29 protein-coding genes and 1 tRNA gene are annotated in these 25,504 nt (G+C 60.3%); 12 read left to right on the top strand and 18 right to left on the bottom strand.

Going from position 1 to position 25,504, the window contains the following annotated elements:
• Window positions 1–221 precede the first annotated feature (221 nt).
• On the top strand, window positions 222–761 hold the full coding sequence (locus FH975_RS05060; RefSeq protein ID WP_162320354.1) for a hypothetical protein: 540 nt from the start codon (window positions 222–224) through the stop codon (window positions 759–761).
• A 13-nt stretch (window positions 762–774) separates the two neighbouring features.
• Here the strand turns inward: FH975_RS05060 and FH975_RS05065 are convergent, their stop codons facing one another.
• From FH975_RS05065 to FH975_RS05075, 3 genes are all read right to left on the bottom strand, one after another.
• Complete coding sequence (locus FH975_RS05065; RefSeq protein ID WP_162320355.1) at window positions 775–1,755, bottom strand: NAD(P)H-quinone oxidoreductase; 981 nt, start codon at window positions 1,753–1,755, stop codon at window positions 775–777.
• 64 nt (window positions 1,756–1,819) lie between these two features.
• Complete coding sequence (locus tag FH975_RS05070; RefSeq protein ID WP_162320356.1) at window positions 1,820–3,640, bottom strand: DUF2075 domain-containing protein; 1,821 nt, start codon at window positions 3,638–3,640, stop codon at window positions 1,820–1,822.
• Window positions 3,627–3,947 carry a nucleotide pyrophosphohydrolase gene (locus FH975_RS05075; RefSeq protein ID WP_162320357.1) on the bottom strand — a complete coding sequence of 107 codons (321 nt, stop codon included), beginning with the start codon at window positions 3,945–3,947 and terminating at the stop codon, window positions 3,627–3,629. The genes FH975_RS05070 and FH975_RS05075 overlap by 14 nt, the downstream gene beginning before the upstream one ends.
• A gap of 174 nt (window positions 3,948–4,121) precedes the next feature.
• Between FH975_RS05075 and FH975_RS05080 the strand changes: the two genes are divergently transcribed.
• Window positions 4,122–5,066: a thermonuclease family protein gene (locus FH975_RS05080; RefSeq protein ID WP_162320358.1), complete on the top strand. Its 945-nt coding sequence runs from the start codon at window positions 4,122–4,124 to the stop codon at window positions 5,064–5,066.
• Window positions 5,067–5,128: 62 nt separating this feature from the next.
• On the opposite strand, the gene FH975_RS16750 is transcribed toward FH975_RS05080, so the two are convergent.
• Complete coding sequence (locus FH975_RS16750) at window positions 5,129–5,257, bottom strand: hypothetical protein (RefSeq protein ID WP_268896669.1); 129 nt, start codon at window positions 5,255–5,257, stop codon at window positions 5,129–5,131.
• Between the two features lie 217 nt (window positions 5,258–5,474).
• On the opposite strand from FH975_RS16750, the gene FH975_RS05085 reads away from it, so the two are divergent.
• The gene (locus tag FH975_RS05085; RefSeq protein ID WP_162320359.1) at window positions 5,475–6,869 is read left to right on the top strand and encodes a hypothetical protein; all 1,395 of its coding nucleotides are present in this window, start codon (window positions 5,475–5,477) and stop codon (window positions 6,867–6,869) included.
• A gap of 142 nt (window positions 6,870–7,011) precedes the next feature.
• Here the strand turns inward: FH975_RS05085 and FH975_RS05090 are convergent, their stop codons facing one another.
• Window positions 7,012–7,437, bottom strand: coding sequence for a hypothetical protein (locus FH975_RS05090; protein ID WP_162320360.1), 426 nt, complete (start codon window positions 7,435–7,437; stop codon window positions 7,012–7,014).
• A gap of 90 nt (window positions 7,438–7,527) precedes the next feature.
• On the opposite strand from FH975_RS05090, the gene FH975_RS05095 reads away from it, so the two are divergent.
• Window positions 7,528–7,616 (top strand) — tRNA-Ser (locus tag FH975_RS05095).
• Window positions 7,617–7,629: 13 nt separating this feature from the next.
• Here the strand turns inward: FH975_RS05095 and FH975_RS05100 are convergent.
• The 3 genes from FH975_RS05100 to FH975_RS05110 form a co-directional block, all read right to left on the bottom strand.
• Window positions 7,630–8,007, bottom strand: a complete 378-nt coding sequence (locus FH975_RS05100; RefSeq protein ID WP_162320361.1) for a nuclear transport factor 2 family protein — start codon at window positions 8,005–8,007, stop codon at window positions 7,630–7,632.
• Between the two features lie 120 nt (window positions 8,008–8,127).
• Window positions 8,128–8,430 carry a P-II family nitrogen regulator gene (locus FH975_RS05105; RefSeq protein WP_162320362.1) on the bottom strand — a complete coding sequence of 101 codons (303 nt, stop codon included), beginning with the start codon at window positions 8,428–8,430 and terminating at the stop codon, window positions 8,128–8,130.
• A 13-nt stretch (window positions 8,431–8,443) separates the two neighbouring features.
• Entirely contained in the window at window positions 8,444–9,376 is a 933-nt protein-coding gene (locus FH975_RS05110; protein ID WP_162320363.1) for a sodium-dependent bicarbonate transport family permease, read from the bottom strand.
• 123 nt (window positions 9,377–9,499) lie between these two features.
• Here FH975_RS05110 and FH975_RS05115 point away from each other — a divergent pair, with 123 nt between their 5' ends.
• Window positions 9,500–9,781: a helix-turn-helix transcriptional regulator gene (locus FH975_RS05115; RefSeq protein ID WP_162320364.1), complete on the top strand. Its 282-nt coding sequence runs from the start codon at window positions 9,500–9,502 to the stop codon at window positions 9,779–9,781.
• A 56-nt stretch (window positions 9,782–9,837) separates the two neighbouring features.
• Here the strand turns inward: FH975_RS05115 and FH975_RS05120 are convergent, their stop codons facing one another.
• Genes FH975_RS05120 through FH975_RS05130 form a run of 3 tightly spaced genes read right to left on the bottom strand, consistent with a single transcriptional unit; the run spans window position 9,838 to window position 11,358 of the window.
• Window positions 9,838–10,320, bottom strand: coding sequence for an NUDIX domain-containing protein (locus FH975_RS05120; protein ID WP_162320365.1), 483 nt, complete (start codon window positions 10,318–10,320; stop codon window positions 9,838–9,840).
• A gap of 55 nt (window positions 10,321–10,375) precedes the next feature.
• Entirely contained in the window at window positions 10,376–10,513 is a 138-nt protein-coding gene (locus FH975_RS05125; RefSeq protein WP_162320366.1) for a hypothetical protein, read from the bottom strand.
• Entirely contained in the window at window positions 10,513–11,358 is an 846-nt protein-coding gene (locus tag FH975_RS05130) for a hypothetical protein (protein ID WP_162320367.1), read from the bottom strand. The genes FH975_RS05125 and FH975_RS05130 overlap by 1 nt, the downstream gene beginning before the upstream one ends.
• Window positions 11,359–11,453: 95 nt before the next feature.
• On the opposite strand from FH975_RS05130, the gene FH975_RS05135 reads away from it, so the two are divergent.
• Window positions 11,454–12,860: a phosphomannomutase/phosphoglucomutase gene (locus FH975_RS05135; protein ID WP_162320368.1), complete on the top strand. Its 1,407-nt coding sequence runs from the start codon at window positions 11,454–11,456 to the stop codon at window positions 12,858–12,860.
• Window positions 12,861–12,869: 9 nt separating this feature from the next.
• Here FH975_RS05135 and FH975_RS05140 read toward each other — a convergent pair whose 3' ends face one another.
• The 6 genes from FH975_RS05140 to FH975_RS05165 all read right to left on the bottom strand — a co-directional run bounded on the left by FH975_RS05140 (window position 12,870) and on the right by FH975_RS05165 (window position 20,880).
• On the bottom strand, window positions 12,870–13,316 hold the full coding sequence (locus FH975_RS05140) for an SRPBCC family protein (protein WP_162320369.1): 447 nt from the start codon (window positions 13,314–13,316) through the stop codon (window positions 12,870–12,872).
• Window positions 13,317–13,359: 43 nt separating this feature from the next.
• Window positions 13,360–15,495 carry an iron ABC transporter permease gene (locus FH975_RS05145; RefSeq protein ID WP_162320370.1) on the bottom strand — a complete coding sequence of 712 codons (2,136 nt, stop codon included), beginning with the start codon at window positions 15,493–15,495 and terminating at the stop codon, window positions 13,360–13,362.
• An 8-nt stretch (window positions 15,496–15,503) separates the two neighbouring features.
• On the bottom strand, window positions 15,504–16,508 hold the full coding sequence (locus FH975_RS05150; RefSeq protein WP_162320371.1) for an ABC transporter substrate-binding protein: 1,005 nt from the start codon (window positions 16,506–16,508) through the stop codon (window positions 15,504–15,506).
• Between the two features lie 75 nt (window positions 16,509–16,583).
• Window positions 16,584–17,432, bottom strand: a complete 849-nt coding sequence (locus tag FH975_RS05155) for an ABC transporter ATP-binding protein (protein ID WP_328821787.1) — start codon at window positions 17,430–17,432, stop codon at window positions 16,584–16,586.
• 233 nt (window positions 17,433–17,665) lie between these two features.
• Entirely contained in the window at window positions 17,666–19,501 is a 1,836-nt protein-coding gene (locus FH975_RS05160; RefSeq protein WP_162320628.1) for a phosphoenolpyruvate carboxykinase (GTP), read from the bottom strand.
• 251 nt (window positions 19,502–19,752) lie between these two features.
• Window positions 19,753–20,880 (bottom strand): ATP-grasp domain-containing protein, encoded by a 1,128-nt coding sequence (locus FH975_RS05165; RefSeq protein WP_162320372.1) that lies wholly within the window; start codon window positions 20,878–20,880, stop codon window positions 19,753–19,755.
• 244 nt (window positions 20,881–21,124) lie between these two features.
• Here FH975_RS05165 and FH975_RS05170 point away from each other — a divergent pair, with 244 nt between their 5' ends.
• The 6 genes from FH975_RS05170 (at window position 21,125) to FH975_RS05195 (ending at window position 24,772) form a co-directional block, all read left to right on the top strand.
• Entirely contained in the window at window positions 21,125–21,499 is a 375-nt protein-coding gene (locus FH975_RS05170) for a DUF2267 domain-containing protein (protein ID WP_162320373.1), read from the top strand.
• A gap of 143 nt (window positions 21,500–21,642) precedes the next feature.
• Window positions 21,643–21,909 (top strand): GlsB/YeaQ/YmgE family stress response membrane protein, encoded by a 267-nt coding sequence (locus FH975_RS05175; RefSeq protein ID WP_162320374.1) that lies wholly within the window; start codon window positions 21,643–21,645, stop codon window positions 21,907–21,909.
• Window positions 21,910–22,305: 396 nt separating this feature from the next.
• On the top strand, window positions 22,306–23,547 hold the full coding sequence (locus FH975_RS05180) for a tyrosine-type recombinase/integrase (protein ID WP_162320375.1): 1,242 nt from the start codon (window positions 22,306–22,308) through the stop codon (window positions 23,545–23,547).
• Between the two features lie 83 nt (window positions 23,548–23,630).
• On the top strand, window positions 23,631–23,960 hold the full coding sequence (locus tag FH975_RS05185) for a hypothetical protein (protein WP_162320376.1): 330 nt from the start codon (window positions 23,631–23,633) through the stop codon (window positions 23,958–23,960).
• A 74-nt stretch (window positions 23,961–24,034) separates the two neighbouring features.
• Entirely contained in the window at window positions 24,035–24,460 is a 426-nt protein-coding gene (locus FH975_RS05190; protein WP_162320377.1) for a DUF6653 family protein, read from the top strand.
• A gap of 108 nt (window positions 24,461–24,568) precedes the next feature.
• Entirely contained in the window at window positions 24,569–24,772 is a 204-nt protein-coding gene (locus FH975_RS05195; RefSeq protein WP_162320378.1) for a helix-turn-helix domain-containing protein, read from the top strand.
• A 144-nt stretch (window positions 24,773–24,916) separates the two neighbouring features.
• On the opposite strand, the gene FH975_RS17040 is transcribed toward FH975_RS05195, so the two are convergent.
• Window positions 24,917–25,450, bottom strand: coding sequence for a Panacea domain-containing protein (locus tag FH975_RS17040; RefSeq protein ID WP_162320379.1), 534 nt, complete (start codon window positions 25,448–25,450; stop codon window positions 24,917–24,919).
• Between the last annotated feature and the right edge of the window lie 54 nt (window positions 25,451–25,504).

The raw sequence follows: 25,504 nt of genomic DNA on the forward strand, positions 1-25,504 counted from the left end.
CTGTTGGAACACTCTGAACGCCGTTCGGGCAACCGCATCACAATGGCTCGGATACTCGTGAACGTACTGTACCCCACACCACTGGGACCCACCTTCAGCGATGATCTCACTGCGGACGCACTCTTCGTGGGATCGCTCCGTGGTCAATTTGACGAGGGCCGGCGGCAGTAGCCGCGGGGGCTCCTGAGCAACTCACGGAGTGTTAACACCCAACGTCCAGCATGGCCTACGCTCTGAAGCCAGGAACGTCGGTGCTTGTCAGAGCGATTCAGGCGTTTCCTGACGCTCGACACCGGGAGGTGGGTGTCTTCCGGTGGAACTCGATAACCACGATCTCCCTGTTGTCCAGCGGTGACTCAAGCGCCGTGGGGCGGAGACCCTACGCTGAACTCTGGTGGTGTTGGGCGCCGTTGCGCTGGTGCTCCCTGATCCCGGGCCTGCTGCTGATGGTCTCGGGGTTCGCTCTGCTGGCGACCCGTTACACCTGGGTTAGGAATTGGTTGCTCCCTCTGAAAGCACGTGCTATCAGGGTCGCCATCAAAGGGGTCCGTACCTGGCCCAGGATTGCCGGCAGCACTGTCGGAGCCCTCTGCCTCACCGCGCTGGGTGTGCTGTGGGTATTCCAACTACCGGTACCTGAATGGTGGCCGCTGGATCAAGCCTGGTGGTTGGTCGACGACTGGGACACCGGTGTCACACTGAATTTCTCCGCAACGGCGGCTCTGGCGCTCGTTGCATACTCTTACCACCGTTTTCTCTGAGGCCTTGTGGACCTCAGGGCGTCAGCACCAGCTTGCCGATGACCTCGCCGCGTCCCAGCATCCGGTGCGCCTCAGCGGCGTCCTTCATCGGCAGCACAGTGTGCACCACAGGTGCGATCCGGCCGTCGGCGACCATGGGCCACACGTTCTCCGCCACTGCGGTGACGATCTCGGCCTTCTCCTCGTCGGGGCGTCCGCGCAGGGTGGTGGCGGAGACGTGGAGCCGGCGCCCGAGCATCCGTCCAAGGTCCAACTCGGCATCGCGCAGCCCACCTTGGGCGCCGATGATGACCAGGTGCCCGTTGTAGGCCAGTGATTTCAGGTTTGGTCTCAGGTAGGGCGCACCGATGATGTCGAGGATGGCATCCACCCCTGCACCCTCGGTCTCATCTTTGATGCGTTGCGCGAAGTCCTCTTCGCGGTAGTTGATGACGACGCTGGCCCCCAGTTCCTCTGCGGCGTCGAGTTTTTCTCGGCTACCGGCGGTGGTGAACACGCGTGCCCCCAGTGCATGGGCCCACTGGATGGCGTGAGTGCCGATCCCGCTGCCGCCCCCGTGCACCAGGAAGGACTCCCTCGGCTGGAGGTTGGCGACCATCCCAATATTGGAGTAGACGGTGCAGGCTGCTTCCGGCAGGGCTGCCGCGCAGACCAGGTCCAGGTTCTCCGGCACCGGCAGGAGCTGTGGGGCGGGAACGGCCACGCGCTCGGCGTATCCACCGCCGGTGAGCAGCGCAGCCACGTGCTGTCCGACCTCCCACCCGGTCACACCCTCGCCCAGGGCGATGATCCGGCCGGAGCATTCGAGTCCCAGGATCTCTGAGGCGCCGGATGGCACGGGGTAGTTGCCCTTGCGCTGCAGCAGGTCGGCGTTGTTGACGCCTGCTGCAGCTAGCTCAATCAGCACCTCTCCCGGGCCGGGCTCCACATCAGGAACCTCGCTCCAGGTCAGAACGTCTTCATCTCCAGGGGCATCAAATGTGATGGCTCGCATGGATCACAGACTAGTACCCTCACAGCCGCAGCGCTCTGGCCTCAGCCCATGTGGCGTCGCCCAATTAGGGGGGCGTTGGCAAGGTTTCGTCAGATCCCGCTGCCCTGTAATTGATTCCGGGCGTTTCCGTGTACCCAATATCAATGGTGCGGGTGGACGAGCCGACGCGTGGGAAATAGCGTTGCAGATAGCGCCTGAGTTCAGGGTCTGCGACGTATACGTAAGTTCCTTTGATGGCGCGAGTCAGAAGCACCTTGTAGATGTTGATGACGTACTTGAGCAGGTCGTCGTCATCGTAGGTGATGCCCAGTCGCGGGTTGTTCTCCCGGCCCTTCTTGTCATGGTAGTTCGAGCGCACAAAGGTGATCCTCTGTGACAACTCATCAAAAGTGAGGTCAGGACCGATGATGACCCCGGCGTAATTCAGGTCGTACCCCTGAACGGTGTGTATGGACCCGACCTCGTTGACTGAATTCTTCGAGTTGATCCAGTCTTTCGCCACGGAGTTCCACCGCAACTCGTAACCGTCTATTTCGATGTCGAAGGCAGACTTGTCATTTTTGCTAACCCACGGCCACGCGAACCCTGCAACAAGTCTCGCGAGACCGTGCTGCTGGTTCTGAGATTTTATATGTCGGTGCATGGATTCCACGTTGTCGAACATCTGAAGTTCGTACTCGGGGAACTTTTGGGGCTGTGGGTTCTCTGACCACAAGATGGAGCGAATGTAGTCGATATATCGTTCACCCCCACGCACCCTGAGTTGGGATCTGAGACGGTGGAACCGGGACGATCTACTCGCTGATGCGACAAGCTCAGCCCAAGTTTCGTCGGGTATGTCTGCGGGTCTCACGCTTTGTTCAGAGTCTAGGAGCAGTATCTGATGGTCACTTTTGGCCACTATCCAATCGAGCTGCGTATAAGAATCATCGTCTCGTCCGAAGAGCTTCTTGTTGATTTCAGCGAACTTACGGTTCTGAGCCGGAGATGCTTGATTGGCGCGACGGTTGAGACGATGAGCTTCGTCCACCACCAAGAGGTCAAAGTGCTCTTCGGAAGACCCGACTTTGAAAGGATTCAGCACCATGGATTTGTGGAGGTCGGGGGTGTTGCGAAAAACGTGCTCCACCGAGGCACGCAGAGACTGTTGCGGAATCACAATACCAATGCGTAAGTCCCGGATCTGTTCGCGATGGGAGGCTGTAAAGAACTCGGCGAAGCGCGCATCGGCATCGTCAGTCACGACTTCGATATCCGCATCTTCAGACGCGGCAATGTCTGCCAGAAGTTTCATCAGGTAGATGGCCACAACGGTCTTTCCCGTGCCGGGGTCACCTTGGACCACGATCGGGCCATTCCCGCCGTCGCTAAAGAAGCTCCGGACCACATCTTCGACTGCAACAGCCTGGTCCGGGGTCAGCGCTTTGAATGGTGAGAGCTTGAAAAGGTCATCGTTTTCGATCTCGGGCAGGGTACGCTCGAATGTGCCCCCATATCTGAGCTGCTCGAAAATATCCCGGAAAAGCTCCCGATAGCTGAAACGGTCGAAGTATTCAGCGTCGATGATTCCCTTGTTTCGATTCAGTAGCGAGTATTTCCCCTCTCCTCCGAGGTACTGAATGAGAAACGCCTCGAGGTCTAGGGCGGCGGATTTGTTGAAGGTCTCATCAAGAACGATCTGGACTTGCTCCAACGTACGTTTGCTATCTGATGCCATATGCTGGCGCAGACGAGCCGCGACATTGCGAGACTCACCCACGTAAATTCGGCGTCGGTCTCGGAGCGCGTAGACAGCTGGCCAATTCACGTACCGGCCCTTCTGCCGAGCCAGCTGTTCAAGTGTCTGATCATTGAGCGTGAGAGTTTCGATTCTAAAGCTCGTCATACTTCGCGCTCCTGCCCTTGGCTTTGTCGACGGGGTACTTCGCCTCGGTGCTCTGGAGCTTGGCAAGAATGAGCTCTTCAGGCTCCGAACCGAGTGCATCTGCCAGCAGGAAGCAGTAAGTGAGGACATCGGCAAGCTCATCCTTCACACGCTCCGTGTCTGGCTGACCATGCCACTGGACGCACTCCAGCAATTCGCCTGACTCCACGGAAACACTCTTAATGAGGTTCTCGATCGAGTGGAACTGTTCCCAGTCGCGTGCCCGCATGAACTCTCTGAGTCTGGTGATCGCGCTTTCTTCGCCCATGGTCACACGCTACCGTGTCGAGACTCCGGCCGCGGAGACAAGACGTAGGGGGCCGAGTGGCGGCTGACTAGTGACGACACAAATTCCAGTGAGTTATGTCACGGCATTCAATAGGCTAATCTGAGTCCAGGTTCGCGAGGGGCGGGCTGTCAACGCGACTACCTTTGAGGCCCAATGTCTAGCCACCCTACCCACGCTCACCTACCAGCTCGGCGAACACTGAGGCAGAGGGTTAAAGCCTGGCCGCTTGCAGGAAAGATCGCAGCCATAGGGTGTGCCATCCCGGTAGGGTTCTTCACGCTACTGGTCGTGCTCGGCATAATTATCGCGATCGCCGCGCCCGAGCTTGCAGAGTCCGACGAGGCAGCTGCCGAGACAGTCACGGAGACTCCTATACCCACTCCGGTTTCCGCTGCCCCTGAGTCGGTGACTCCCTCAGCTGAACCCACTGACACTGCATCCGCGACTCCGACTCCACGTTCGAGCGCGACGGCATCTGAGACACCCACGCCCTCCCCCGCACGATCTCCGTCACCCACCGAGAACCCTCGCGAGGCCTCTGCCGTCGTGACACGAGTGGTTGACGGAGACACTGTGGAAATCGAGGGCGGACAGCGAGTCCGCCTTCTGGGCATCGACACACCGGAGCAAGGCGAGTGTCATTTCGAGACAGCCTCAGCTCGCATGGCCGAACTCGTCCAGGGCCAAACCGTCACCTTAACCCGGGACGGGGAAGACACCGACCGATACGATCGGCTGTTGCGTTACTTGGATGTCGGAAACACCGACGCTGGACTCACACTCATTCAGGAAGGTCTGGCTATCTCCCGGTATGACTCCCGCGATGGTTACGGCTTCCACACTCGGGAACCACAATACGTCGCAGCAGACTCCGCTACCGCCATGCAAAGCTGTGCGCCACCGCCAGCACCAGCACCAGCACCAGCACCAGCACCGGAGCAAAACGCCTCAGACTGCGACCCGAACTACACACCGTGCGTGCCGGTGTATCCTCCTGACATCAATTGCAGCGACATCAGCTTCCCGGTCCGAGTCATAGGTTCGGACGTTCACGGCCTTGACGCCGACAACGACGGTGTAGGTTGCGAAAGCAACTAATGCCTCGTCTGCAGGACAGCGGTCGAAACATCATTCCCCATGCTGTCTCATGCCGACGCCCTCTACGACTGAGGGCGGTTGCGATGGTACATCGACAGCGAAGCTAGGGCCATAGCAACGATCACCATGGCGCCGAACACCAAAGCTGAGATCTGGCCGACGGTGGTCAAGGTTTCAAGTAAATTCTCCATACCCCTCACGCTATGGACCCCAGCAGGAAAATGAATCGGCCCGTGGGACCAAAGTCATCTCATCCCCCAGGATGACCCGCCCTGACGCGGATCCAGCGACCCCCAGATAGCGGTCCAGAGATACCCTCCAAAAAGAATTTCAAAATTTCACCATCCACCTGTGAATCAGCTCCGAACCCGTAGTGACCGAGTTAGCAGATACACAAGGAGATACTTCATGCGGACATCAAAAGTCACTATGGGCGCAGCAACCGGACTGACCCTCGCACTTGCCCTGGCAGCCTGCGGCGACAACAGCGCCGACGCCGACGAGCCAATGCCTGAAGAAACCATGCAGGAAGAAACCGAGACTATGGAGGAGGACGAGCAAGACACCGACTCCGACATGGACGAAGACATGGACATGGAAGAAGACGACGACGAAATGGACAGCGAGATGGATGAGGAAGAAGACTCCGAGTCTGATGACCTCAGCGCAGTCCAGCCAGAGAGCACAGGCGACCCCTTCGCTGATGCCCGCACGGCGGCCGTCCACATGCCCATGACCGGTGAAACTTTCGCCACCGGATTCACCGAAGCCCTCGACATCGAAGGCGATCCCCAATCTGAGGCAGCGCAACTGCGCGGCGAGCTGACTGCCCTGTTCCAGGAGCACGTCTACCTGGCCGGCATCGCCGTAGCCACCGCCTACGAGGCAGGCCCAGACTCCGACGAGTTTGAACTCGCCACCGAAACTGTGGATGAGAACTCCGTGGCCCTGGCTGACAAAGTCGGCGAATTGGCCGGCGACGACGCCCGCGAGTCCTTCCTGCGCAATTGGCGTGAGCACATCGACTACTTCGTCAACTACGCCGTGGCCGCCGAAGCTGGTGACCAAGAAGGAATGGACCAGGCCGTTGCAGATCTGACCGAGTACGCCGATGGTGTGGGCATGTTCTTTGACCGGATCACAGACGGAGAGCTGCCCGCCGAGGCAGTGACCGAATCCATCAACGGTCACATCGAGACTCTTGCGGCAGCAGTGGATTCACTCGCTGCCGGTGACCCCGATGCGTTCACCAATCTGAAGGCCGCCGCTGACCACATGGTCATGGGCTCCGCCGTCATGGCAGAGGGCCTCGCCAACGCCACCGACCTGGAAGGCGATCCCAACGACGACGCCTCCGAACTGCGCAGCGCACTGACCGCCAACCTCAACGAACACGTCTACGTGGCAGGTATTGCCGTATTCGTCGGCTACACCGATGAAGATGGCCTTGAGTCCGAGGCCTTCGAGGCTGCAGCCGGAGTAGTTGATGACAACGCCGTTGAACTGGCAGATGCTATCGGTGAGCTTGCCGGTGAGGACCAGCGCGAGCCCTTCCTGGAGCTGTGGCGTGACCACATCGGTTACTTCGTGGACTACGCCGGAGCAGTGGCAGAGGGCGACGACGACGCCGCCGAGTCAGCTCTGATGGATCTGGATGCCTATCGGTATGACGCTGGTGAGTTCTTCGAGGACATCTCCGGCGGTGAGCTGCCTGCCGAAGATATCGAAGATGGGTTGAGCATGCATGTGCAGAGCTTGGCCGGCGCCATTGATTCGATGAATGAGGCACTCGTCCAGAACTGAGCCCATAGCGGCAGGAAGTCCACGCTCCTGCATCGCACATAGAAGTCAGGGCCGGTGGCGGATCAATCCGATCCGCTGCCGGTTCTGTTGTGTCTGTGTTGGTGTGTCTGGGAGTCCCGCGTTGGAGCGGTGTTCGCAGCGCTTAGCTGAAGGTCGACTCAGCCTCGGTGAGACTGTCCACCACTTGCCTCGCTCGGTGGTGCACGGACGCTAGCTGACCGTTGCTCAGCCTGACCATCGCCTCGGCCTCAGCAGTCGTGGCCAGGTGATTGGCAGCCCGGGACAGCCCGCCGTGCAGGGCGTGGGCACCCGCTGGGACCTGCATCTCGGTGGCTGGGAACTCTTGCTGGCCGCGACGGCACAGCTCGTACACGCGGGGAAGCTGTTCGGCAAGGTGGTCCCCTATGGTGACCAACTCGTTGTAAACGGCGTCGTCCTCCACACCTTCAAGGATCTGGTGGTACCTGTCCAAGCCGCGGACGTAGCGGTCGTGGGCCTGACGCCACAGCCCCTTGCCGAGCTCTTGGTCAATCTTCTTGGCTCGACGGCGCACTTTGAACAGCTTCATAGTGCCGACCAGTCTACGGGGCGCGCGGCGAGGACCCGGTTCGAGCCTGCCGGTCTCTTTGGCGTATAGTAATCTGCCGGACATAGTCCAGGTGCGGTGACCGAGCGGCCGAAGGTGACGGTCTTGAAAACCGTTGTAGGCAACCCCTACCGTGGGTTCGAATCCCACCCGCACCGCCATGTGAAGTTCGAGCTACGATCCAGGTGGGATCGGGGTCTGCTGGTATGAGGCTAACCTCCAGCGGCTCTGCTTCTTCACGTAAACGCTTGTCATCCATGCCTGGAACTCAGGATCTGCACCTTCGCCCCGCCAAGCAGCACCTCGGTACACCAGCACTGCAGCCGTGTCGCCTGCCGAGATCAGCCGTTCCTGAGATATCTCGTACGCATTCCACGGCGGAGCCTCGTTGAGTGAATCAATGACCTGCTGTCTGTCCAAGACAAATCCATGAGCCAGCGTCATGACCGCATCCTCAGTCATCATCTCACCGTAGAAGTCCGCACCCGTAGAGTCACACAGGGCTTTCCAGCCCTGGTGTTCAAGATCTAACAGTTCCGATGCACTCACCATTTCGGTTCTCCCTCTCGCGATTGACACTGTTGAAAATCGACACTGTTGAAATCTGACGGTGACCTTGTTGTTGGAATCCCGCACCCACCGCCCATTGTGCCCCAGCGCATATGCCGCGGATCAGAACTTCTCTGGGCGGAGCACCTCCACGTCGCTGAGATAGAGGATCATCGCGTAGTTCTCTGAGTAGTGCTCCCGCAGATGCGTGGCCAGTGCCACGGCAGTCTCGGCGTCGCACACGACCTCCACCCTGATGTTCGCACTAGCCTCCCAACCAGCATTGCGCACCCCATGTTCACCTTTTCCGCGAGCATCGGTAATGGTGTAGCCGTGCGCGCCGAGTCTGTCGATCTCACGCACCAGCGTTCCCTCCAGGGCGGCCTCGGTGACGATGGTCAGTAGTTTTCTCTTATGAGCATTCACGCTTCTCTCCTTGTCAGCCATGCACCAAGGTGGCCATGGCGTGGTAGATGGGTATGCCGAGCAGGACGTTGAAGGGGAATGTGATGCCGAGGGCAGCCGCCAGCGACAATGTGGGGTTGGCTTCCGGGACTGAAATTCGCATAGCTGCGGGCACGGCGATGTAGGAGGCGCTGGCGGCCAATGTCGCCAAAATTACCGTCCCACCGAGGGAGAGCCCCAGTACATACGCGGTCGCGGTGCCCACCACGGCTGAGAACAGTGGCATGGCAACTCCGAAGCCGACCAGGAACAGGCCGTATCGGCGCAGGCCCGTCAGCTGAGCCGCGGTGATGAGACCCATCTCCAACAGGAACAGCGCCAGCACGCCTTTGAACAGGTCAACGAAGAGCGGTTCCAGCGGCGTGACACCTTCCGGACCGGCCGCCCAGCCGATGAGCAGACCTCCGAGCAGAAGCACGATGCCCTTGCCGAGGAACACCTCGTGCATCACAGAGCCCCAGTTCGTAGAACGCGTCACACCCCTGGCCAGAATGATACCGACCAGGATTGCAGGCACCTCCATGAGCACCAGCAACAGGGGCATGTGCTCTTCGAAAGACACCTGCCGACTGCCCAAATAGGCCACGGCCACCGCATAGGTGCCGACACTGACCGACCCGTAGTGAGCAGCAATTGATGCCGCATCCGCACGCTGCAGGCGGCCCAGCTTGCGGAGGATGGGGAAAGCAATCAGTGCGAGGAAGAACCCCAGCACCACCACACCCACCATCTGGGGCAGCAACTGCCCCAGCGGTTGTTTCGCCAGCTCGACGCCGCCCTTGAGCCCGATTGCCAGCAGCAGCACTATGGTGACGAGCTCGTAGACCGCAGCTGGCAAGCGCAGCTCTGAGCGCAATAGGCCGGCAGATATGCCCAGCACAAAGAAGAGAATGACGGGATCCAGCACGCCGGTGAGTCCTTCCAGGAATGTTCAACACCATGGGGTTTCGACAGGGAACCCCAACCAGAGACATAGAATACACGAATATATTGTCATGCATTTCATGTCGTATATGGGTTAGGCTGAACCATGGCCGACTGGACCTTTCTCACCAATCACGCTCATGTACTCATATGCGTTTCTCGAGATCCAGGGTTACGGGTCCGAGAGATCGCTCAAGAGGTGGGGATCACCGAACGCGCCGCCCAGCGGATTCTGGCAGAGCTCATAGAGGCGGGGTACTTGGACAGGGAACGCGATGGGCGCCGCAACCGGTACCGGGTGCATCCGGAACTACCACTGCGGCACCCGCTGGAGCGCCATCACCGAGTCGGAGAACTGCTTACCGCCCTGAAGGACGACGACGAATAGACGCGTGAGAGTCAGGACCTTCTCCGGACAAGAGCGAAGAACCCTGGGGCAGTTCCTCAGGATTGGTGCGAAGGAAAGCCGAACGCCGTAACGGCGGGTAGTGTGGCCTGCGCCCAGTGGTCCAGGACGAAAAGTTCATGCGGGACAACGGGATGGGGAAGCGCCGTTGGCTCCGCCCAGCGCAGTTCCACCGCTTTGTCCGTCTCCTGGATCTTCGGCTCTCCCGCCCAGCGCCGTACTGCGAAGAAAAAGTCCACCCGCTCGTCGATAGGCCGTCCGTTCGCGCCCGCGCGATGCATGACCGTCAACGGAATAAGGTCTTCCTCGTTGAGGATCGCTCCAAGCTCTTCACGTGTCTCACGAACCGCGGCCTGAAACACCGTCTCACCCTGCTCCACATGGCCAGCAGCTCCGAAAGCCCAGTGCTCATCCATATATCCGGTGCCCCGGCGAAAAGACAGCAGCACTCTGTCCTGTTCGTCTATCAGCAGCACATAGGCCGCAGGGATCACCTGGAAACGCCGCACTGGCTCAGTCATTCGCTTTGCCCTCCAACGCTCTGGGCAGCCAAGAAAGCGGCCCCCTACCCGCAAGTTACTCCTGGTGGGGGTCTTGGCCCTGAGCTTTCCGCTCGGCGTTCTTACGGTTGCTGACCATGATGGAGCCCAGGAACACCACAAGCATGATGGTCAGGCCCACGAGGAGCACGGCAGTCAGCTGAAGGCCAGTCATCAGCCCTGGTTCTTGAAGACCACCAGGAAACGGTGGGCCTCTTCTGTTGTCAGCGGCGAATTCGCGGCCAGTAGGTCTGCGGCCTCATCCACGTGATCATCACGCAGCAACGCATAGAGCTGATCGTGCACCCACGGCTCAAGGTCCTCGTGTGACAGGGTGATCTTCTCATCGCCGCGCTGGACCTCAAGATGGAAACCGGCCTGCTCATCCTCAGAGGCCCACTCCTCAGGGATGGTCAGCTCCTGATCCGGGTCGAATCCGGAAGCCTCCATCAGCTCACGCGCTCGAGCGTCAATGTCATCACTGCCGTGATCACCGGTGGTGGGCTTCTGGCCATTCGGGATGTTCGGCACATTCGAGGCGTTCTCGCCCACAATCTCCCCAGTGTTGGGGTCCGCCTCCGCCAACGGGCCCTCCTCAGAGTCCGGAGAGGAATCGGCGTCGTCCCTAACATCGTCAATGGCGTCCTCGAGGTACTCCTCGCTGACGTCCTCACCGGAGGCGTCCTCATGGTTGAGGTTGAAGCCCTCCTGGAAGCGAATCTCCGAAGGGTTGGGCTGCGGGAAGCGGAACAAGGCCTGCACAGCCACCAAACAGTCTTGGACCGACGCACCCGTCGCTTGCTTGAAGACCATCATGGCGCGCTTAGCGTCCTCGGCGGCAATCGCCTGATACACAGCTTTGTGCTGGTCGTCGTTCAATGCCAATGCGGCCTGGCGAGCCGTCTCAGGCGTGATTTCCTGCTGTATGCGGTTGTTCATCTTCTGCGCCTGGCGCTGCATCATTGTCCGCACAAACAGGAAGACCACCAGCCCGAGGACTAAGAGCAGAAGGATCTCCATATAAACCAGTGTACGCAATGCGGGACCACCTGGTCAGGCACCTCCTTCCGCACAGCGCGCTGGTGACCGCCCTCCCGGTGTTCCACCGTAGGATTATGCTCGTGACTATTGAGCTTTCTGCCTCCTTCAAAGCCTACGATGTCCGCGGCATCGTCGGGGACACCATCACGGTCGAATCCGTGCGCGCGGTAGGCGCCGCGTTCGTCGACGTCCTGGAACTTGCCGGGAAGCAGGTGCTGGTCGGCGGGGACATGCGGCCCTCATCAGCCGATTTCGCGCAGAGTTTCGCCGAAGGCGCCACATCCCGCGGCGCCGATGTCACCGACCTCGGGCTGATCTCCACCGATATGCTCTACTACGCCTCCGGCACCGCGAACGCACCTGGGGTGGTGTTCACCGCCAGCCACAATCCGGCCGGCTACAACGGGATGAAAATGTCGCGGGCCGGGGCAGTGCCGCTCAGCGCTGAGACTGGACTGGAAGACATCCGCGCAGCTGCGCAGAGCTACCTGGACTCCGGGATCATTCCTCAGCACGACGCCGCGGGCTCAGTGAACACCGCAGATCTCCTCACCGACTACGCCGCGTACCTGCGCACTCAGGTGGACCTCTCCCGAGGCCGCCCCCTGAAAGTCGTTGTAGACGCCGGAAACGGCATGGCCGGAATGACTACACCGGCGGTACTTGGCGGTGAGCGGCTCGGAGACCTGCCCCTGGACATCATTCCGCTCTACTTCGAGCTCGACGGAACGTTCCCCAACCATCCGGCCAACCCCTTGGAACCGGAAAACCTGCGGGATCTGCAGGATGCAGTCCTGGAGCATGAGGCCGATATCGGCCTCGCGTTCGACGGCGACGCTGACCGCTGCTTCGTCATTGATGAAAAAGGAGAACCCGTCTCGCCCTCTGCCGTGACAGCCCTGGTGGCGCGCCGGGAGATCGCCCGTGCCCAAGCCGGCGGTGAAGAACGGCCAGTCATCATCCACAACCTGATCACCTCTAAGGCGGTTCCGGAGCTGGTGGAACGCCATGGGGGCCGAGCCGTCGAGACTCGCGTGGGGCACTCCTACATCAAGGCAGTGATGGCCGAGGAGTCCGCAGTCTTCGGCGGCGAACACTCCGCTCACTACTACTTCAGGGACTTCTTCAACGCCGACACAGGGATGTTGGCTGCCATGCACGTGCTCGCAGCCCTCGGCGAGCAAGACCTGGGGCTCAACGAGTTGGCTGCGGAGTACAACCCGTATGCGGCCTCCGGAGAGATCAACTCGGAAGTGGAGGACAAGACCGGCGCAATGGAGCGCGTGGTGGGCAGCTTCTCCGGCAGCGGCGTCATCATCACCCGCACGGACGGGGTGACGATCAGTTCCACCGACGGCACGTGGTGGTTCAATCTCAGGCCCTCAAACACTGAACCGTTCCTGCGGTTCAACGGCGAAGCGCACACCCAACAGCAGATGGCCACTGTCCGTGACCAGGTGCTGGGCCTGATCCAAAACTGATCTCGAAGGTCAGGCCTGGGTGGCTACTTCTTTGAGTCGTGCGATGGAGGCCGCCAGGTAGGACTCGTCAATACTGCGGGCGCGAACCAGGCGCTGCTCGTCGGTGAGGTCGGTCCAGTCGTAGGTGTGGGTGACCTCGGTAGAACCGTCGCCACGTTCGTCCAGCTCCCATCTCCAGAGATGGCCGGCTGGCTCCTGCCCTTCTGTCGCGGGCTTCCACGCAATCAGACGGTCTGGAGTGAACTCAACGACGTGATTGTCGCGCACCTTCCCGTTAGTCAGGCGCACGATGAACACATCGCCGACAGCGCTCACCCGCTGGCCCGGCTCAGCTGCCCCGACGTTGTCGTTTCCGTCCCACGTCGGCTGCAACGAGGGCTCCGCAATCAGGTCGAATATCCGCGCGGCAGGGGCATCGATGATGTCATGGGCTTGTACAACTCGCTGCTCTGTCATGACTCCAAGAATAGCGCGCTCAGCCCTAGTCATCACTCGGGGATCAGCGCGCGGTGGAGCGCTTCAGCAACCACAGCAGGTAGGGCGGACCGAGCACCGCGACCACGAGACCTGCAGGGAGCTGGTCTGGCGCGATGATCGTACGCCCAAAAGTATCGGACAGTGACACCAGGGCAGCGCCAAGCAGTGCCGAGACCGGCAGGAACCACCGGTGCTCACGCCCCACGAGCATCCGCGCCATATGGGGTGCGGCAAGCCCGACAAAGCTGATGACCCCGATGCCGATCACTGCCCCCGCTGATAACAAGACTGCGATGACAAGCGCCACGGCACGCACCCAGCCGAGCCGCACGCCGAGGACACGCGGAGTGAGGTCGTCAATGCTGATGATGTCCAACTCCCGGTGCAGCAGCACCAGTACCGGGATCACCAGCAGCAGGGTTGCCAAGATCGGCCCCAGGTCACTCCACGTGGTGCCGAAAGTGGACCCGCCGAGGAAGGAGATGGCCATCGCCTGGTTGTAGGGGTTAGTGGAGGAGATCAGCAGCTGGGTGATGGCTTGCGCAGCGGTCATGACGCCGATGCCCACCAGCACCACTTTTTCCGGCGAGCTACCGCGGGAGCCTGCCAGGAGGAAGACCACCAGACCAGCCAAAGTGGCACCAATCGCTGCCCCGGCGGACATGGTCCACGCTGAGGAGCTGAACACGATCAGTGCGACGATCGCTCCGGCGCCACCGGCTGCGGCGACGCCCAGGAGTCCGGGGTCAGCCAGCGGGTTGCGTGTCACGGTCTGCACCAGGGCGCCGGCTATAGCGAGCACCGCACCCCCCAGAACCGCAGCGGCCACGCGGGGGCTGCGAAAGTTGAGAGTGATTTCAATGGCCCGGGCCGCTTCTCCGCTGAGCCAAAGCTGTAGATCTCCGATGCGCAACCATAAGTCCCCCAGCAGGAGACCGGCACCGGCCAGAATGACCAGCAGCAGCGCGGCGACACCTGTCAGGAGAATGCGGCGGGTCAGTCTGACCCGGTGCGGCAGCGGCAGTGCGGAGATCTCCTGACTGTCACCTGCGCCGCGTATCCGCAGAGCCAGCACCACAAGGAAAACTGCGCCCACCAGGGACGTGACCACACCTGTGGGGATAGCAACTGCCAGATTGGGACCGGCCACGGCGAACACCAGAGCACGGACGGCCACATCTGAGCCGATCACGATCAGCGCACCAACCAGAGCTGAGGCCGCCAGCGCCCAGGCAAAGCGACCCAATCGGATGATTCTTGATGACATAAGACGGACGATGGCTGGAGCGCAGAGCCCGACGAACCCCAAGGGCCCGACCATGGTCACCGCGGCAGCTGAGAGAGCAACGGCACAGATCAGCAGGGCAGCCCGCAGAAAAGCAACGTTGACGCCCATAGATTGAGCAGTGTCAGTGCCCAGCGAAAGCACGTCCGTGCTGCGCGAAAGCAGCACCAGTCCGAGCACCGCGGCGATCACCACCGGGATCAGTGGCAGCAGGCCAGAGATCCCCGAGAGATTGAGCGTTCCCGCTCCCCAGAGGAAAAGCCCCTGTGTGGACTGCGCGAAGAGCATCAGCAGGGCGGCAGTGACTGAGGCTAGGCCCATGGCGACCACCGTTCCGGCGAGTACCAAGCGGATGGGCGCGTGTTCGGAGAAGCCCGCCAGAGTCAACACGATTCCTGCGGCTATACCCCCACCCAGAAACGCCAGTCCTGCTGAGCTCAGTGCCGGTAGCGATACTCCGAATGCCGCAGCAGCAGTCAGTGCAAGGTGGGCACCGGCATTGACTGCCAGGGTGTCAGGTGAAGCCAACGGGTTTCGCGTCATTGCCTGCAGTGCGCATCCAGCAACACCCAGGGCGGCACCGACCACGAGACCTCCGACAAGGCGCGGCAGACGTGAGTCGAGGGCGAGTGCCCGCAAACCTGCGATGGCCTCGCTGTCGCCGGTGCTGAAGACTGCCGCCAGCAAATCCCAAGGCGATACGGCAGAGGTCCCCTGTGCCAGGTGCACAGCGGAAAGCACCGTAAGCGTTGCCGCTGCGAGGGCAAGCGCGGATGCGGCAGCGACCCTGGCTTTTGCCGAGGCTGCCGTGATGCGGGGCGCCTCGGCTTTCCCCGGGCGGACGGGAGTATCCGCCTGGACGGCAGTCTTCATCGGGGTCACTACTCTCCGGCAGTTTCGACCGCTGTCTCGGTGAGGTACTCCATCCATTGTCCGGCCGATGCCGGGCCGCCGTAGATCCAGATGCCTTCCACAGGGTGCATCGCTTCGTGCTCCACAAAACCGAGGGAGGTCCACACGGAGTTGTTTTCCAAGGGCTCGAACGGGTCCGCAGGGTCAGTCGGTGAAGTCCACCAGTAGAAGATGGTGCGGTCATCGAGCGCGGTCAGACCTTCGATATCCGATTGGCTGATAGCGAAGGCTTCATCACCTTCGTCCTCCCAAGCGGATTCTAGTCCGATCTCCATGCCGAGACTCTGGGCTAGGGCGCCGGGGCCGTGCATTCGGAACGTGGCTGTATTGCCTTCCACTGTGGGGTAGACGAGCACGAAGGGCGTACCCTCAGCACCGGCATCTGCGATAGCTTCCGCGGCGTTGTCCCGGGTTTCCTCGAACTCCGCCCAGATCTCATCGGCCCGGTCCTGCGCGCCGAGAAGCTCAGCTGTCATATAGAAGTTTTCCTCCATATTCCCCAGCGGGTCTGTGGCGTCTGCTCCGGATTGCAGAACCACAGGCGCGATCTCTTCCAAGTCCTCGAGGAGACCTTCGGGGACGGAAACATCGACTCCTAGGATGAGGTCCGGATCGGCTTGACCGATTGCTTCGAGGCTCGGCTCGGTGCGCAGGCCGACGTCGGCGGCATCGTCATCAACAGAGGCGGCTGTGGCCCAGGTTTCATAACCCTCCAGGTCCGCGACTCCCACATGGCGGCCGCCGAGAACCTCGACGTTCTCGGTTTGGGCCCACTCAAGAGTGACCACTCGCTGCGCAGGGGCATCGAGCGTGACTTCCTCGCCGCGGTAGTCGGTGACGGTCACCGGTCCGGAGTCCTCAGACTCTGAGCTGCTCTCTGTCTCTTCGACCTCAGTGGTTCCGCAGGCAGTCAGGCTCAGGAGTCCGACGGCGGCAGCGGCCGCCACTCCGCGCAAACTCGTGGAGGGATACATTGTGGGCAAGGTTCCTTTCGATAATCGGCACAAGAAAAACTAAGAACATCCAGAAGCGGAGGTCTTTCGTGTAGCTCAGGGGTAGAGCAGGACAGGTTCTTCGCGGTGCTCCATATGGTGACTGTTCCTGCGGCCGGAGCGCCGCGCGCGGACTGTCATCTCGCCAGAGGATGACGTTGTGACATCAATGGGAACGCCAAAGATCCTGGTCAGTCTCTCGGCGGTCATCACCTCAGCCGGAGTTCCTTTGGCAACAATGCGCCCTTCGGAAACCAGAATCACCTGGTCGGCGATATCGACTGCTTGCTCCAGGTCGTGCAGCACCACGCCGATGGTCAGGCCGTGGTGATCGGCTAGGTCACGGATGACATCCAACAGGCTCATTTGGTGCCTCAGGTCCAGGAACGTGGTGGGTTCGTCCAGGAGAAGGACGTCGGTCTGCTGCGCCAGACAGGTGGCAAGCCAGACTCGCTGGAGCTGACCTCCTGAGAGTTCAGTCACCGGCCGGTCCCGTAACGCATCCAGGCCGGTGAGCGTGATGGCGCGCTCAACTGCTTGGTGACAAGCGGGGTCCGCACGGCTGAATCGGCGGCGGTGCGGGTGCCTGCCCAGTTCCACGACCTCCGTGACCGTCAGACCCCCTGGTGTCGGGCGCTGTTGAGCTAGGACAGTCAGTCGCTTAGCGAATGCGCGTGGGGACAGTTGCGAGGTGTCCGTTCCGTCCAGAGTGACGGTTCCCGTGGAGTCGGCAAGGCGAGAGATCCCACGGAGGAGTGTGGACTTGCCGCTGCCGTTGGGGCCGATGAGGGCCGTGATGCCGCCGGGAGCCAATTCGAAACTCGCATCGACGACGACGGGGGCGGCTCCGTAGGAGACCGACACCGACTCCGTCCGCAGCTCAGCAGTCGTGTGTTCAATTTGCACATCAACATGTTAGCAATAATTAGGAAGGCTGCCCTAACTTTGTGGTGGCTCCGAGTCGTTGAATCGGGAGGTCTCCTGCGTGGAGCGGCGAGAACACCGGCGAGGCGCGAGGGACATTGTCGCCTCGGCAGCGGGCACAGAGAAGCCCGTTCGGTGCATGTGGTGCGCCGAACGGGCTTCTCTGATGGGTGCGACTGGAGGGAGTCAGGAACTCAGGCCCTAGGGACTTGTCCTTATCGGGCGTTGAGTCTCCCCCGGAGTTCTTCGAGCTCGGCGCGGATGCTACCCGGCAGAGACTCTCCGAACTCATCGAACCACGCGTCAATGCCAGTCAACTCCTCTGACCACTCGGTGGGGTCAACCTTGAGCGCATCCTCGATGTCATGATCACTGACATCGAGTCCGCTGAGGTCCAACGCGTCGACCGTCGGAGTGAAACCGATGGGGGTCTCCACCGCCTCCCCACTTCCCTCCAACCGTTGAACTATCCACTTCAAAACCCGGGTATTCTCCGCGAAACCGGGCCATGCGAAACCACCGTCACGATTGCGGCGGAACCAGTTGACCAGGAAGATCCTGGGCAAGTCCTCCGCTGATGCGGCGTCGGAGACTTCAACCCAGTGTTTGAGGTAATCACCGGCGTCGTACCCGATGAAGGGGAGCATCGCCATCGGGTCCCGGCGCACTGTGCCAACCTGACCTTCTGCTGCAGCGGTGGTCTCCGAGGAGAGGGTGGCCCCAAAGAAAATGCCGTGATTCCAGTCGCGCGCCTCCGTCACCAGCGGCACTGTGGTCTTGCGGCGGCCGCCGAAAAGGATGGCATCGAGCTTCACGCCGTTGGGTTCGAAGTACTCCGGAGCCAGCATGTCGGTCTGATCGATGGGCGTGCAGAATCGGGCATTGGGGTGAGCTGCCGGTTCGTCTGAGTCTGGAGTCCAGTCTTGGCCCGTCCAATCGATGAGGTGCTCCGGTGTCTCTTCCGTCATACCTTCCCACCAGACGCCACCGTCGTCAGTGAGAGCGCAGTTGGTAAATATCGAGTTCCCCTTGGCAATGGCACGCATGGCATTGGCATTGGTGTGCCATCCGGTGCCGGGTGCTACGCCGAAATATCCGGCTTCGGGGTTCATCACCCTGAACTCGCCGTTCTTGCCGGGTCGGATCCAGGTGATGTCATCGCCGAGGGTCTCTGCTTTCCAACCCTTGAGCGTGGGGTCGATGAGCGCCAGGTTCGTCTTGCCGCAGGCCGAGGGAAACGCCGCAGAGATGTAGTAGCTCTTCTGCTCCGGGCTGGTGAGTTTCAGAATCAGCATGTGTTCGGCCAGCCAGCCCTCATCACGTGCCATAACCGACGCGATGCGCAACGCGTAGCATTTCTTGCCCAACAGGGCGTTGCCTCCGTATCCGGAGCCGTAAGACCAGATTTCCCGGGTTTCAGGGAAATGCACGATGTACTTGTCCTCATTGCAGGGCCACGGGACGTCCTCTTCGTCAGCCTCCAGAGGGGCGCCCACTGAGTGCACTGCAGGGACGAAGAAAGCGTTGAGTTCTTCGATCTTGCGCAGCACATCAGTGCCGATGCGCGCCATTATTCTCATGGACGTGACCACATAGGCCGAATCGGTGATCTCGACACCGAACTTGGGATCGTCTGCTTCGAGGTGGCCCATGACGAACGGGATCACATACATGGTTCGGCCCCGCATTGCGCCATCGAATACTCCACGGAGTGTCTGGCGCATCTCTTCCGGCTCCACCCAGTTATTGGTGAAACCGGCGTCGCGTTCTCTTTCTGAGCAGATGAAAGTCCGCGACTCTACGCGGGCGACGTCGGCTGGATCAGAGAAGGCAGCAAATGAGTTCGGGAAATCTGGGCTGGTGAGGCGAGTTAGCGTCCCAGCCTCTACCAGGTGATCGGTGAGCCGGGTATGTTCCGCCTCTGAACCGTCCACCCAGTGGACGTCCTGCGGCTGTGTGAGCTCGGCGATCGTGGTGACGAAGTCGATGAGCTTTTGGTGCGTGGTGGGGGCATCATTGGCGATGCCCTCGATCTTTTCACCGGGCGCCATTGCAACGGTGTTCACTGTTTTTCCCTCCATTGGGTGACAGATGTATCGCGCCTACGGCGTACGCCGATACAAACGAAGCACTGGCTGGATCCCTAAGGTTCCCTGACACGAACTTCATTGTCCGCGCCAACCCTGCCTTGTTTTCTGCATCGTCGTACAGGAGTAGACAGCGCTAACTCTAACGCGAGATTGTCACAATCAGGTGAACTATCAACGGAAGTGTGACCGACGTCACTTCTTGACGGCTTTGCTTATTTCAGTTTCCGGGATCTCAACCAGTGAAGGCGGCGGCGGAGAATGCGTAGCTGTTTGCGCAATCGGGATGAGGTGGAGACTTCTGGTTTTTTCACCGTCTGATCCGGATTTTGGGGCCGCTGTTTTTTCGATGCAGCCTCGGCGAACATGGCGTCAATCAAGATGCCTGCAGCATCCCGGCTCTGCCCGACCCAGGGATAGTGATGGCCGGTGATCATGGCGCTGCTATTGACTTCGAGCACATAGGGCTTGTCCCCTTTGCCATCGCGCGGCAGGATCATATCGATCCCGGCGACGCGCAGACCGGGTATGGCCTTGGCCACCTCCTCGGCCATACGTATTTCTTCTGGGGTGAGCTCATCTGTAGCGTCAACCCCGTCTCCCCCACTGTGCACATTGGAGTTTGGGCGCAGCCACACCTGCTGGCCATCTTCGGGGACAGATTCCAAGGTGAGCTGCTGTTTCTTGAGCTCTTTGACGACGACGTCGTCAATAGGAATCTGGTAGTGAACGGGGTTCTGCGATTCGGTACGTAACCGGTTCTTTTCCCCGATCAGTTCCGTCACAGTGGAGGAGCCATCTCCTATCACGTTGGCTGGCACCCGTCGTGCGGCCGCGGCGACTTTTCCGTACACCAAGAGCACACGGTGCTCAACGCCTTCGACGAACCGCTCGACGAGAACGTAGTCGGACTGGGTGGCGACGTCTTCGAACGCTGCTTGGAATTCTGAGAAATCTGAGACCCCGATGTGCACCGAGGCGCCCATACCCTCATTAGGGGGCTTCACCACCACAGGGGTCTGGTGTGATGCCCAGCCCCAGGCTTCCTCCAACTGATGGTGCCCAAAGGCAATGTTCTCCGGGGCTCGCACCCCTCCATTGAGAAGCAGCCGACTCGTCACATCCTTGTAGCGCGTGCAGCGGCGGGCCAAAAGATCATTCAGGTTCGACCGGGCGCCATCAAACCAGATTCTCCGGTTTCCCACCTTCATGGTCAGCCGACGCTTGGAATCTGCCGAGACAGGGATTCCTTTTGCCAGGGCCCGGCTGGCCAATAACGTCGCGGTGAGACCGCCCTTGATGTCGTGCTTCACCAGATACTTGTGGGTTTCTGCTAGCTCCACGGACATGACCTCTGCTCTCTCAACACGCACCACAACCGGACCAGTAACACCTTCTCAGGGGGCCGTTGGAGGATGACTTTACACGGCAGTACGTGCTGACCTGGAAGAAGCGGCCAGTGCCGCGGACGCGTGGCGAGTGTCAATTCCGTTTTGCCCAGGAGACCAGCTGGGGTTGCATCTGACCAGGGTGCAGCAGATAGCGTGACGAGACATCTAGACAATCAATACTTAGGAGGAGTCAAGAGTGCAGACTGAAGAGATTGACACCATTATCAAGGACCGCGCGGCTTTGGAGTCGAGCGAGGCGGCGCATGAGGCAGGAACCACGGTTCTGGCAGAGCTCAGCCGCCTCAACATCGGCTCAGAGGCTCGCGAGATGGCCGCACAATTGCCGGCAGAGTACAAGGAAGCATTGGCATCTCACGAGGGCTCGGAAGACCTTTCGAGGGATGCATTGCTGGGCCGTATCGAGTCAGCCTTGGACCTGGACCGCGACGCCACGACTCGAGTCGCGAACGCTACGATCTCTGTGATCGCTGATGCTGTGACGCCTGGGGAACGGACATCGTTTGTCAATGCGCTCCCGCAGGACATCTCAGGGCTCGCCGTCTGGAGCTGATCTCCACCATGGGCATGTTGCCTCGGGGCAGCACGTTCACGATGTTCGTCGACTACTGCGGGCAACCAACTCTTGGGCTCTCGGGCCACCTCAAGGTATGTTGTCATTAGCCGAAAGTCGTACAAACAGAGCGGAGATACGTCATGAGTATTATTGGTTGGATCGTATTGGGACTTATTGCGGGTGCAATTGCGCGCGCCATCATGCCCGGCAAACAACCGGGTGGCATTCTCGTCACCCTCCTCACCGGTATCCTTGGTGCACTGTTGGGCGGCTGGATCGCCTCCGCGATCTTCGGCATCGACGTCAATGACGCCTTCTTCGATCCCGCGACCTGGGGCTTCGCCATTCTCGGCGGCCTCATCGTCTCCTTCCTCTGGAGCCTCATCGCCGGAAAACGAGCGGGCTAACCACCGCAAGCGTCAGAGATCGGGCCTCCACCACACGGTGGGGGCCCGATTTTTTGCGCGCCGGATTGCACACGCATCTAAAGGTCGCAGTGAACCTCGATACCGCCGAATATGCGATGCAAGTGCCACCCCGGACCAGGGGGATCAGAAAGACCCAGTGGTGGCCGAAAGGATCAGATACAAAAGTACCCCCGAACCCTTGTGCAAATTGGGTTCTAGGGGTACTGCATGTTGGTGCGCCCATAGGGATTCGAACCCCAGACCTTCGGTTCCGTAGACCGAAGGAACGGTACAATTAGAAGCGTAGATCCGCTTGTTTCTGGGGTTTATGACACACTGTTTATCCAGTGATACACATGGAATGTCACCACCAATGTCACCACCTAGGAGAACTGCATGGCGAGGGGCAAGGGCGAAGGCTCGATTAGTTACGATGCGAAGAAGGGGCTGCACCGTGTCAGGGTCGAGTTGCCACCGATCTGGGATGAGGCGGAGGGCAAGTGGAAGCGCCGGCACCGCTATGCGTCTTCCAAGGACAAGAAGAAGGCCATGCAGAAGCTGGTGAAGATCCAGCGTGAAGTCGAGCGCGGGAACCTGAGCTCGAAGACGATTACGGTCGACAAGTGGGTGGAGCACTGGCTCAAAGACATTGCGCCGCAGAAGATCAACCCCAACAGCATCAAGTCCTACCGCTCAGCGCTCAACAAGCACGTGGCTGAACGTTATAAGGGCAAGAAACTGCAGGAACTCACCCCGCAGCGCATTCGCTCCCTCACCGCGGAGATAGCGGAAAGGAAGTCTCCCGGCACCGCGCGCAATCTACACAGCTACCTCTCCAAGTGCCTTTCAGATGCCGTGGGTGACGGATACCTGTTAGAACACCCCATGCAGCACCTCACTATCCCGAAGCGGGGCAAGACTGTTGAGAAAGCTCTCACTGTCGAGCAGGCCGTCGAGCTACTTAAGTGGCTCGGGAAGCAGATGGACGAGAAGACCAAGCACGCCCACCTCGCGCCGCTATGGATCGCATTCCTTCTCACCGGAGCACGTAAGGGAGAGCTACTAGGCTTGGAGCCCGACCGAGTGGGAAGTCACCTGGACGTGACCTGGCAGCTCCAGAGGCTAAATGCTGAGGATGTGGCTGCAGCATCCAAAGATTATGAGTACCGGCATGCTGGCGTAAAGAACTTCTACCTCGTGCGTCCCAAGTCCAAGTCGGGTTGGCGGTCATACCCGTTGGTTGAGCCGCTAGCGTCGATCATCAAGTCACTGGCCGCCGACACGCCTAAAGGGGCACTGGTATTTCGTACGCCTGAAGGCGAGCCGTGGGACGGAGATAAGATCACTGACCTCTGGTACGAAATGCTAGTGGACTCAGAAATAGAGATGTCTGCGACGCCCACTAAAGAGCGCGTGAACGTCCACGGCGCACGGCACACTGTGGCAGACCTCCTAGACCTGCTCGGCATACCGGAGTCAGTGATCATGGACATTCTGGGGCATTCCACGCGCCACATGTCCCGCTCCTACCGCACTCGCCAGTCCCCCGCGGTGAAGGATGCCATGGAGTCAGTGTCGAGGCTGTTGCAGACGGGACACGCTCCTCAGTCTGCCCAGCTCTCCTCGCAACTGCAGTAGCTACCACTGCCAAAACCGCAGTACGCCTGGGGCTAGTGGGATAGAACTAGCCGACCTCCTAGCCGGAAGCCACAATACTGTCCATGTCCATCTTCGATTCCCCCACAATGCACTGGCACGCAGACCTACCCACACCGGAGTCCCTGACGCGGAAGTCGGTTGAAGCGGCCCCCTATGTTCGAGTCGCTCTACCTGATCGGACGGTGGACGCAAAGGCCAGGGCATGGAACCGGGACGTGGTGCTCATCCGCTGGGTTGAGGGTAAGGACGAGCAGCACAGTGCTTGGGTGCCGGCAGCGTGGTGCGCCAGGATAAGCCGGGACGAGTCGAATTGGCAGGACGTTTACGACCAAACAGCCAACGGGAGTAGCCGCGAAAGGGCCAGCGGCCATAACCGATGCCGATATAATTAGCGGTGCCACCGACTGCACCTTGGAAGACAAGTGCAAAGCGCGGGTGCGGCCGGCAGGACCGGGAGGAGCCTTCAATGGAGGACTGGCGAAAGGTCAAGCGGGCGGTGTTCGCCCGGCACAGCAATCCGTGGAGCATGTGGACGAGATGGGCGAGCGCGCCCCTGATGCTTGTCCCGGTGTGGCGACGCAGTTGGCGCGACGCAGGACTGGTCGGCCTATGGATGGCAATCAATCCGGTGGTGTTCGGCAAACCAGCAGACGACCGGGCATGGTCGACCAGGGTTGCGCTTGGGGAGGAACAGTGGATCGCCGAACGGCCAATGGACACTGCGATGGCCGTCAACGTCGCCGCGACCGCCGCCTTACTGGCCGCCCTGGTCGCCGCTCATCAGCGCCGAGCAGTACCGGCCGCAGCGGCGACAGCACTGGAGATGGGGCTGCTGATGGTGTACTGGAACCTCATGGCCCGCTACTACGACCGCAACGGTGACGTGAGCTGAACACGCCGATCATGACGCTCGCACCGTAGCAGCGTGGCATGCAGGTCCATGAGATCTTGACGCTTTCTCGATCCCATTCCCGGGCCACCATCCTCTAGGCTGTTACCCATGCCACGCCGCTTCTACACCATCCCCGAAGTCGCTGAAAGCCTTGCCACCAGCGAGCAGCAGATCCGCGCCCTACTCCGCAACGGAGAGCTCGAGGGCATCCAAATCGGCGGACGCGGCCAATGGCGAATCGAGGATGCAAAGCTGGATGAGTACATCGAGCGGATGTATGCGGCGCAGCGCAGTCCCAAAGGCCGGCTGTAGATGCGCCGTCTCCCAGACTGCGCTTTTTCATCTGTCGACCGCTCATAATCCCGGTCATGACAGGGATGCGAGTCGTCGTTGGCGGATCAGTCCGCGTTGTCGAGTGCTACTTGCAGCCAGCAGGCACGCGAAAGTAGCTCTGCCCTAACCTGCCGTAGAGGCAGCTTCGCGGACGACTTGAGAGTTTCCACTTCTACCCCGTCGGCTGCTGGTGGTGGGCCCAGACTCCTCGCGAGCATTGCTTCTCAACTCACGAAAGTAATCGCGAATACTCTCCGGGGATATTTCTTCAGTACTAAAACCCTGGATAGGTTTCCTAGCCCACGCTTCAGCCCACGGTCGCTCATTGTGCGTCATGTCGGCCAACTTCATTCCCGAAAATGCGCCGTACGCATTCAGGACGATGTCGATTACAGAACGTTGAGCTTGACTGAGCTGGGAGGGGTTCCCCTCCCAAGTTGTTACGGCGGTTTGCCGACGGTGCTTGGTGTAGACGTCTCGGACCACAGGACCGTATTTCCAAGCTTCTATCCGCGATTCGAAAAGAGGCTCGTCGGATACTGCGGAGTACCAGCCATTGCAGTAGTAGAGCAATTTCTGAAACTTCATGGTTGCTAAAGTCCCGGTCTGCTCGAGAATGTACGCGGCGACATCATGCACGGATGCTGACCCAGTCATCGCTACCACCCTTTCCCCGGTGATTCTTCTAATATCGATTCTAGCGCCTTAGAG

The sequence above is a fragment of the Nesterenkonia haasae genome (assembly GCF_010119385.1).
GTDB classification, from domain to species: Bacteria; Actinomycetota; Actinomycetes; order Actinomycetales; family Micrococcaceae; genus Nesterenkonia; species Nesterenkonia haasae.

Coding starts and splice junctions, on each gene's coding strand:
- FH975_RS05060 (WP_162320354.1), top strand. CDS start 222: ATGGCCTACGCTCTGAAGCCAGGAACGTCGGTGCTTGTCAGAGCGATT.
- FH975_RS05065 (WP_162320355.1), bottom strand. CDS start 1,755: ATGCGAGCCATCACATTTGATGCCCCTGGAGATGAAGACGTTCTGACC.
- FH975_RS05070 (WP_162320356.1), bottom strand. CDS start 3,640: ATGACGAGCTTTAGAATCGAAACTCTCACGCTCAATGATCAGACACTT.
- FH975_RS05075 (WP_162320357.1), bottom strand. CDS start 3,947: ATGGGCGAAGAAAGCGCGATCACCAGACTCAGAGAGTTCATGCGGGCA.
- FH975_RS05080 (WP_162320358.1), top strand. CDS start 4,122: ATGTCTAGCCACCCTACCCACGCTCACCTACCAGCTCGGCGAACACTG.
- FH975_RS16750 (WP_268896669.1), bottom strand. CDS start 5,257: ATGGAGAATTTACTTGAAACCTTGACCACCGTCGGCCAGATCTCAGCT.
- FH975_RS05085 (WP_162320359.1), top strand. CDS start 5,475: ATGCGGACATCAAAAGTCACTATGGGCGCAGCAACCGGACTGACCCTC.
- FH975_RS05090 (WP_162320360.1), bottom strand. CDS start 7,437: ATGAAGCTGTTCAAAGTGCGCCGTCGAGCCAAGAAGATTGACCAAGAG.
- FH975_RS05100 (WP_162320361.1), bottom strand. CDS start 8,007: ATGGTGAGTGCATCGGAACTGTTAGATCTTGAACACCAGGGCTGGAAA.
- FH975_RS05115 (WP_162320364.1), top strand. CDS start 9,500: ATGGCCGACTGGACCTTTCTCACCAATCACGCTCATGTACTCATATGC.
- FH975_RS05120 (WP_162320365.1), bottom strand. CDS start 10,320: ATGACTGAGCCAGTGCGGCGTTTCCAGGTGATCCCTGCGGCCTATGTG.
- FH975_RS05125 (WP_162320366.1), bottom strand. CDS start 10,513: ATGACTGGCCTTCAGCTGACTGCCGTGCTCCTCGTGGGCCTGACCATC.
- FH975_RS05130 (WP_162320367.1), bottom strand. CDS start 11,358: ATGGAGATCCTTCTGCTCTTAGTCCTCGGGCTGGTGGTCTTCCTGTTT.
- FH975_RS05135 (WP_162320368.1), top strand. CDS start 11,454: ATGCTCGTGACTATTGAGCTTTCTGCCTCCTTCAAAGCCTACGATGTC.
- FH975_RS05140 (WP_162320369.1), bottom strand. CDS start 13,316: ATGACAGAGCAGCGAGTTGTACAAGCCCATGACATCATCGATGCCCCT.
- FH975_RS05145 (WP_162320370.1), bottom strand. CDS start 15,495: ATGAAGACTGCCGTCCAGGCGGATACTCCCGTCCGCCCGGGGAAAGCC.
- FH975_RS05150 (WP_162320371.1), bottom strand. CDS start 16,508: ATGTATCCCTCCACGAGTTTGCGCGGAGTGGCGGCCGCTGCCGCCGTC.
- FH975_RS05160 (WP_162320628.1), bottom strand. CDS start 19,501: ATGGCGCCCGGTGAAAAGATCGAGGGCATCGCCAATGATGCCCCCACC.
- FH975_RS05175 (WP_162320374.1), top strand. CDS start 21,643: ATGAGTATTATTGGTTGGATCGTATTGGGACTTATTGCGGGTGCAATT.
- FH975_RS05180 (WP_162320375.1), top strand. CDS start 22,306: ATGGCGAGGGGCAAGGGCGAAGGCTCGATTAGTTACGATGCGAAGAAG.
- FH975_RS05185 (WP_162320376.1), top strand. CDS start 23,631: ATGTCCATCTTCGATTCCCCCACAATGCACTGGCACGCAGACCTACCC.
- FH975_RS05190 (WP_162320377.1), top strand. CDS start 24,035: ATGGAGGACTGGCGAAAGGTCAAGCGGGCGGTGTTCGCCCGGCACAGC.
- FH975_RS05195 (WP_162320378.1), top strand. CDS start 24,569: ATGCCACGCCGCTTCTACACCATCCCCGAAGTCGCTGAAAGCCTTGCC.
- FH975_RS17040 (WP_162320379.1), bottom strand. CDS start 25,450: ATGACTGGGTCAGCATCCGTGCATGATGTCGCCGCGTACATTCTCGAG.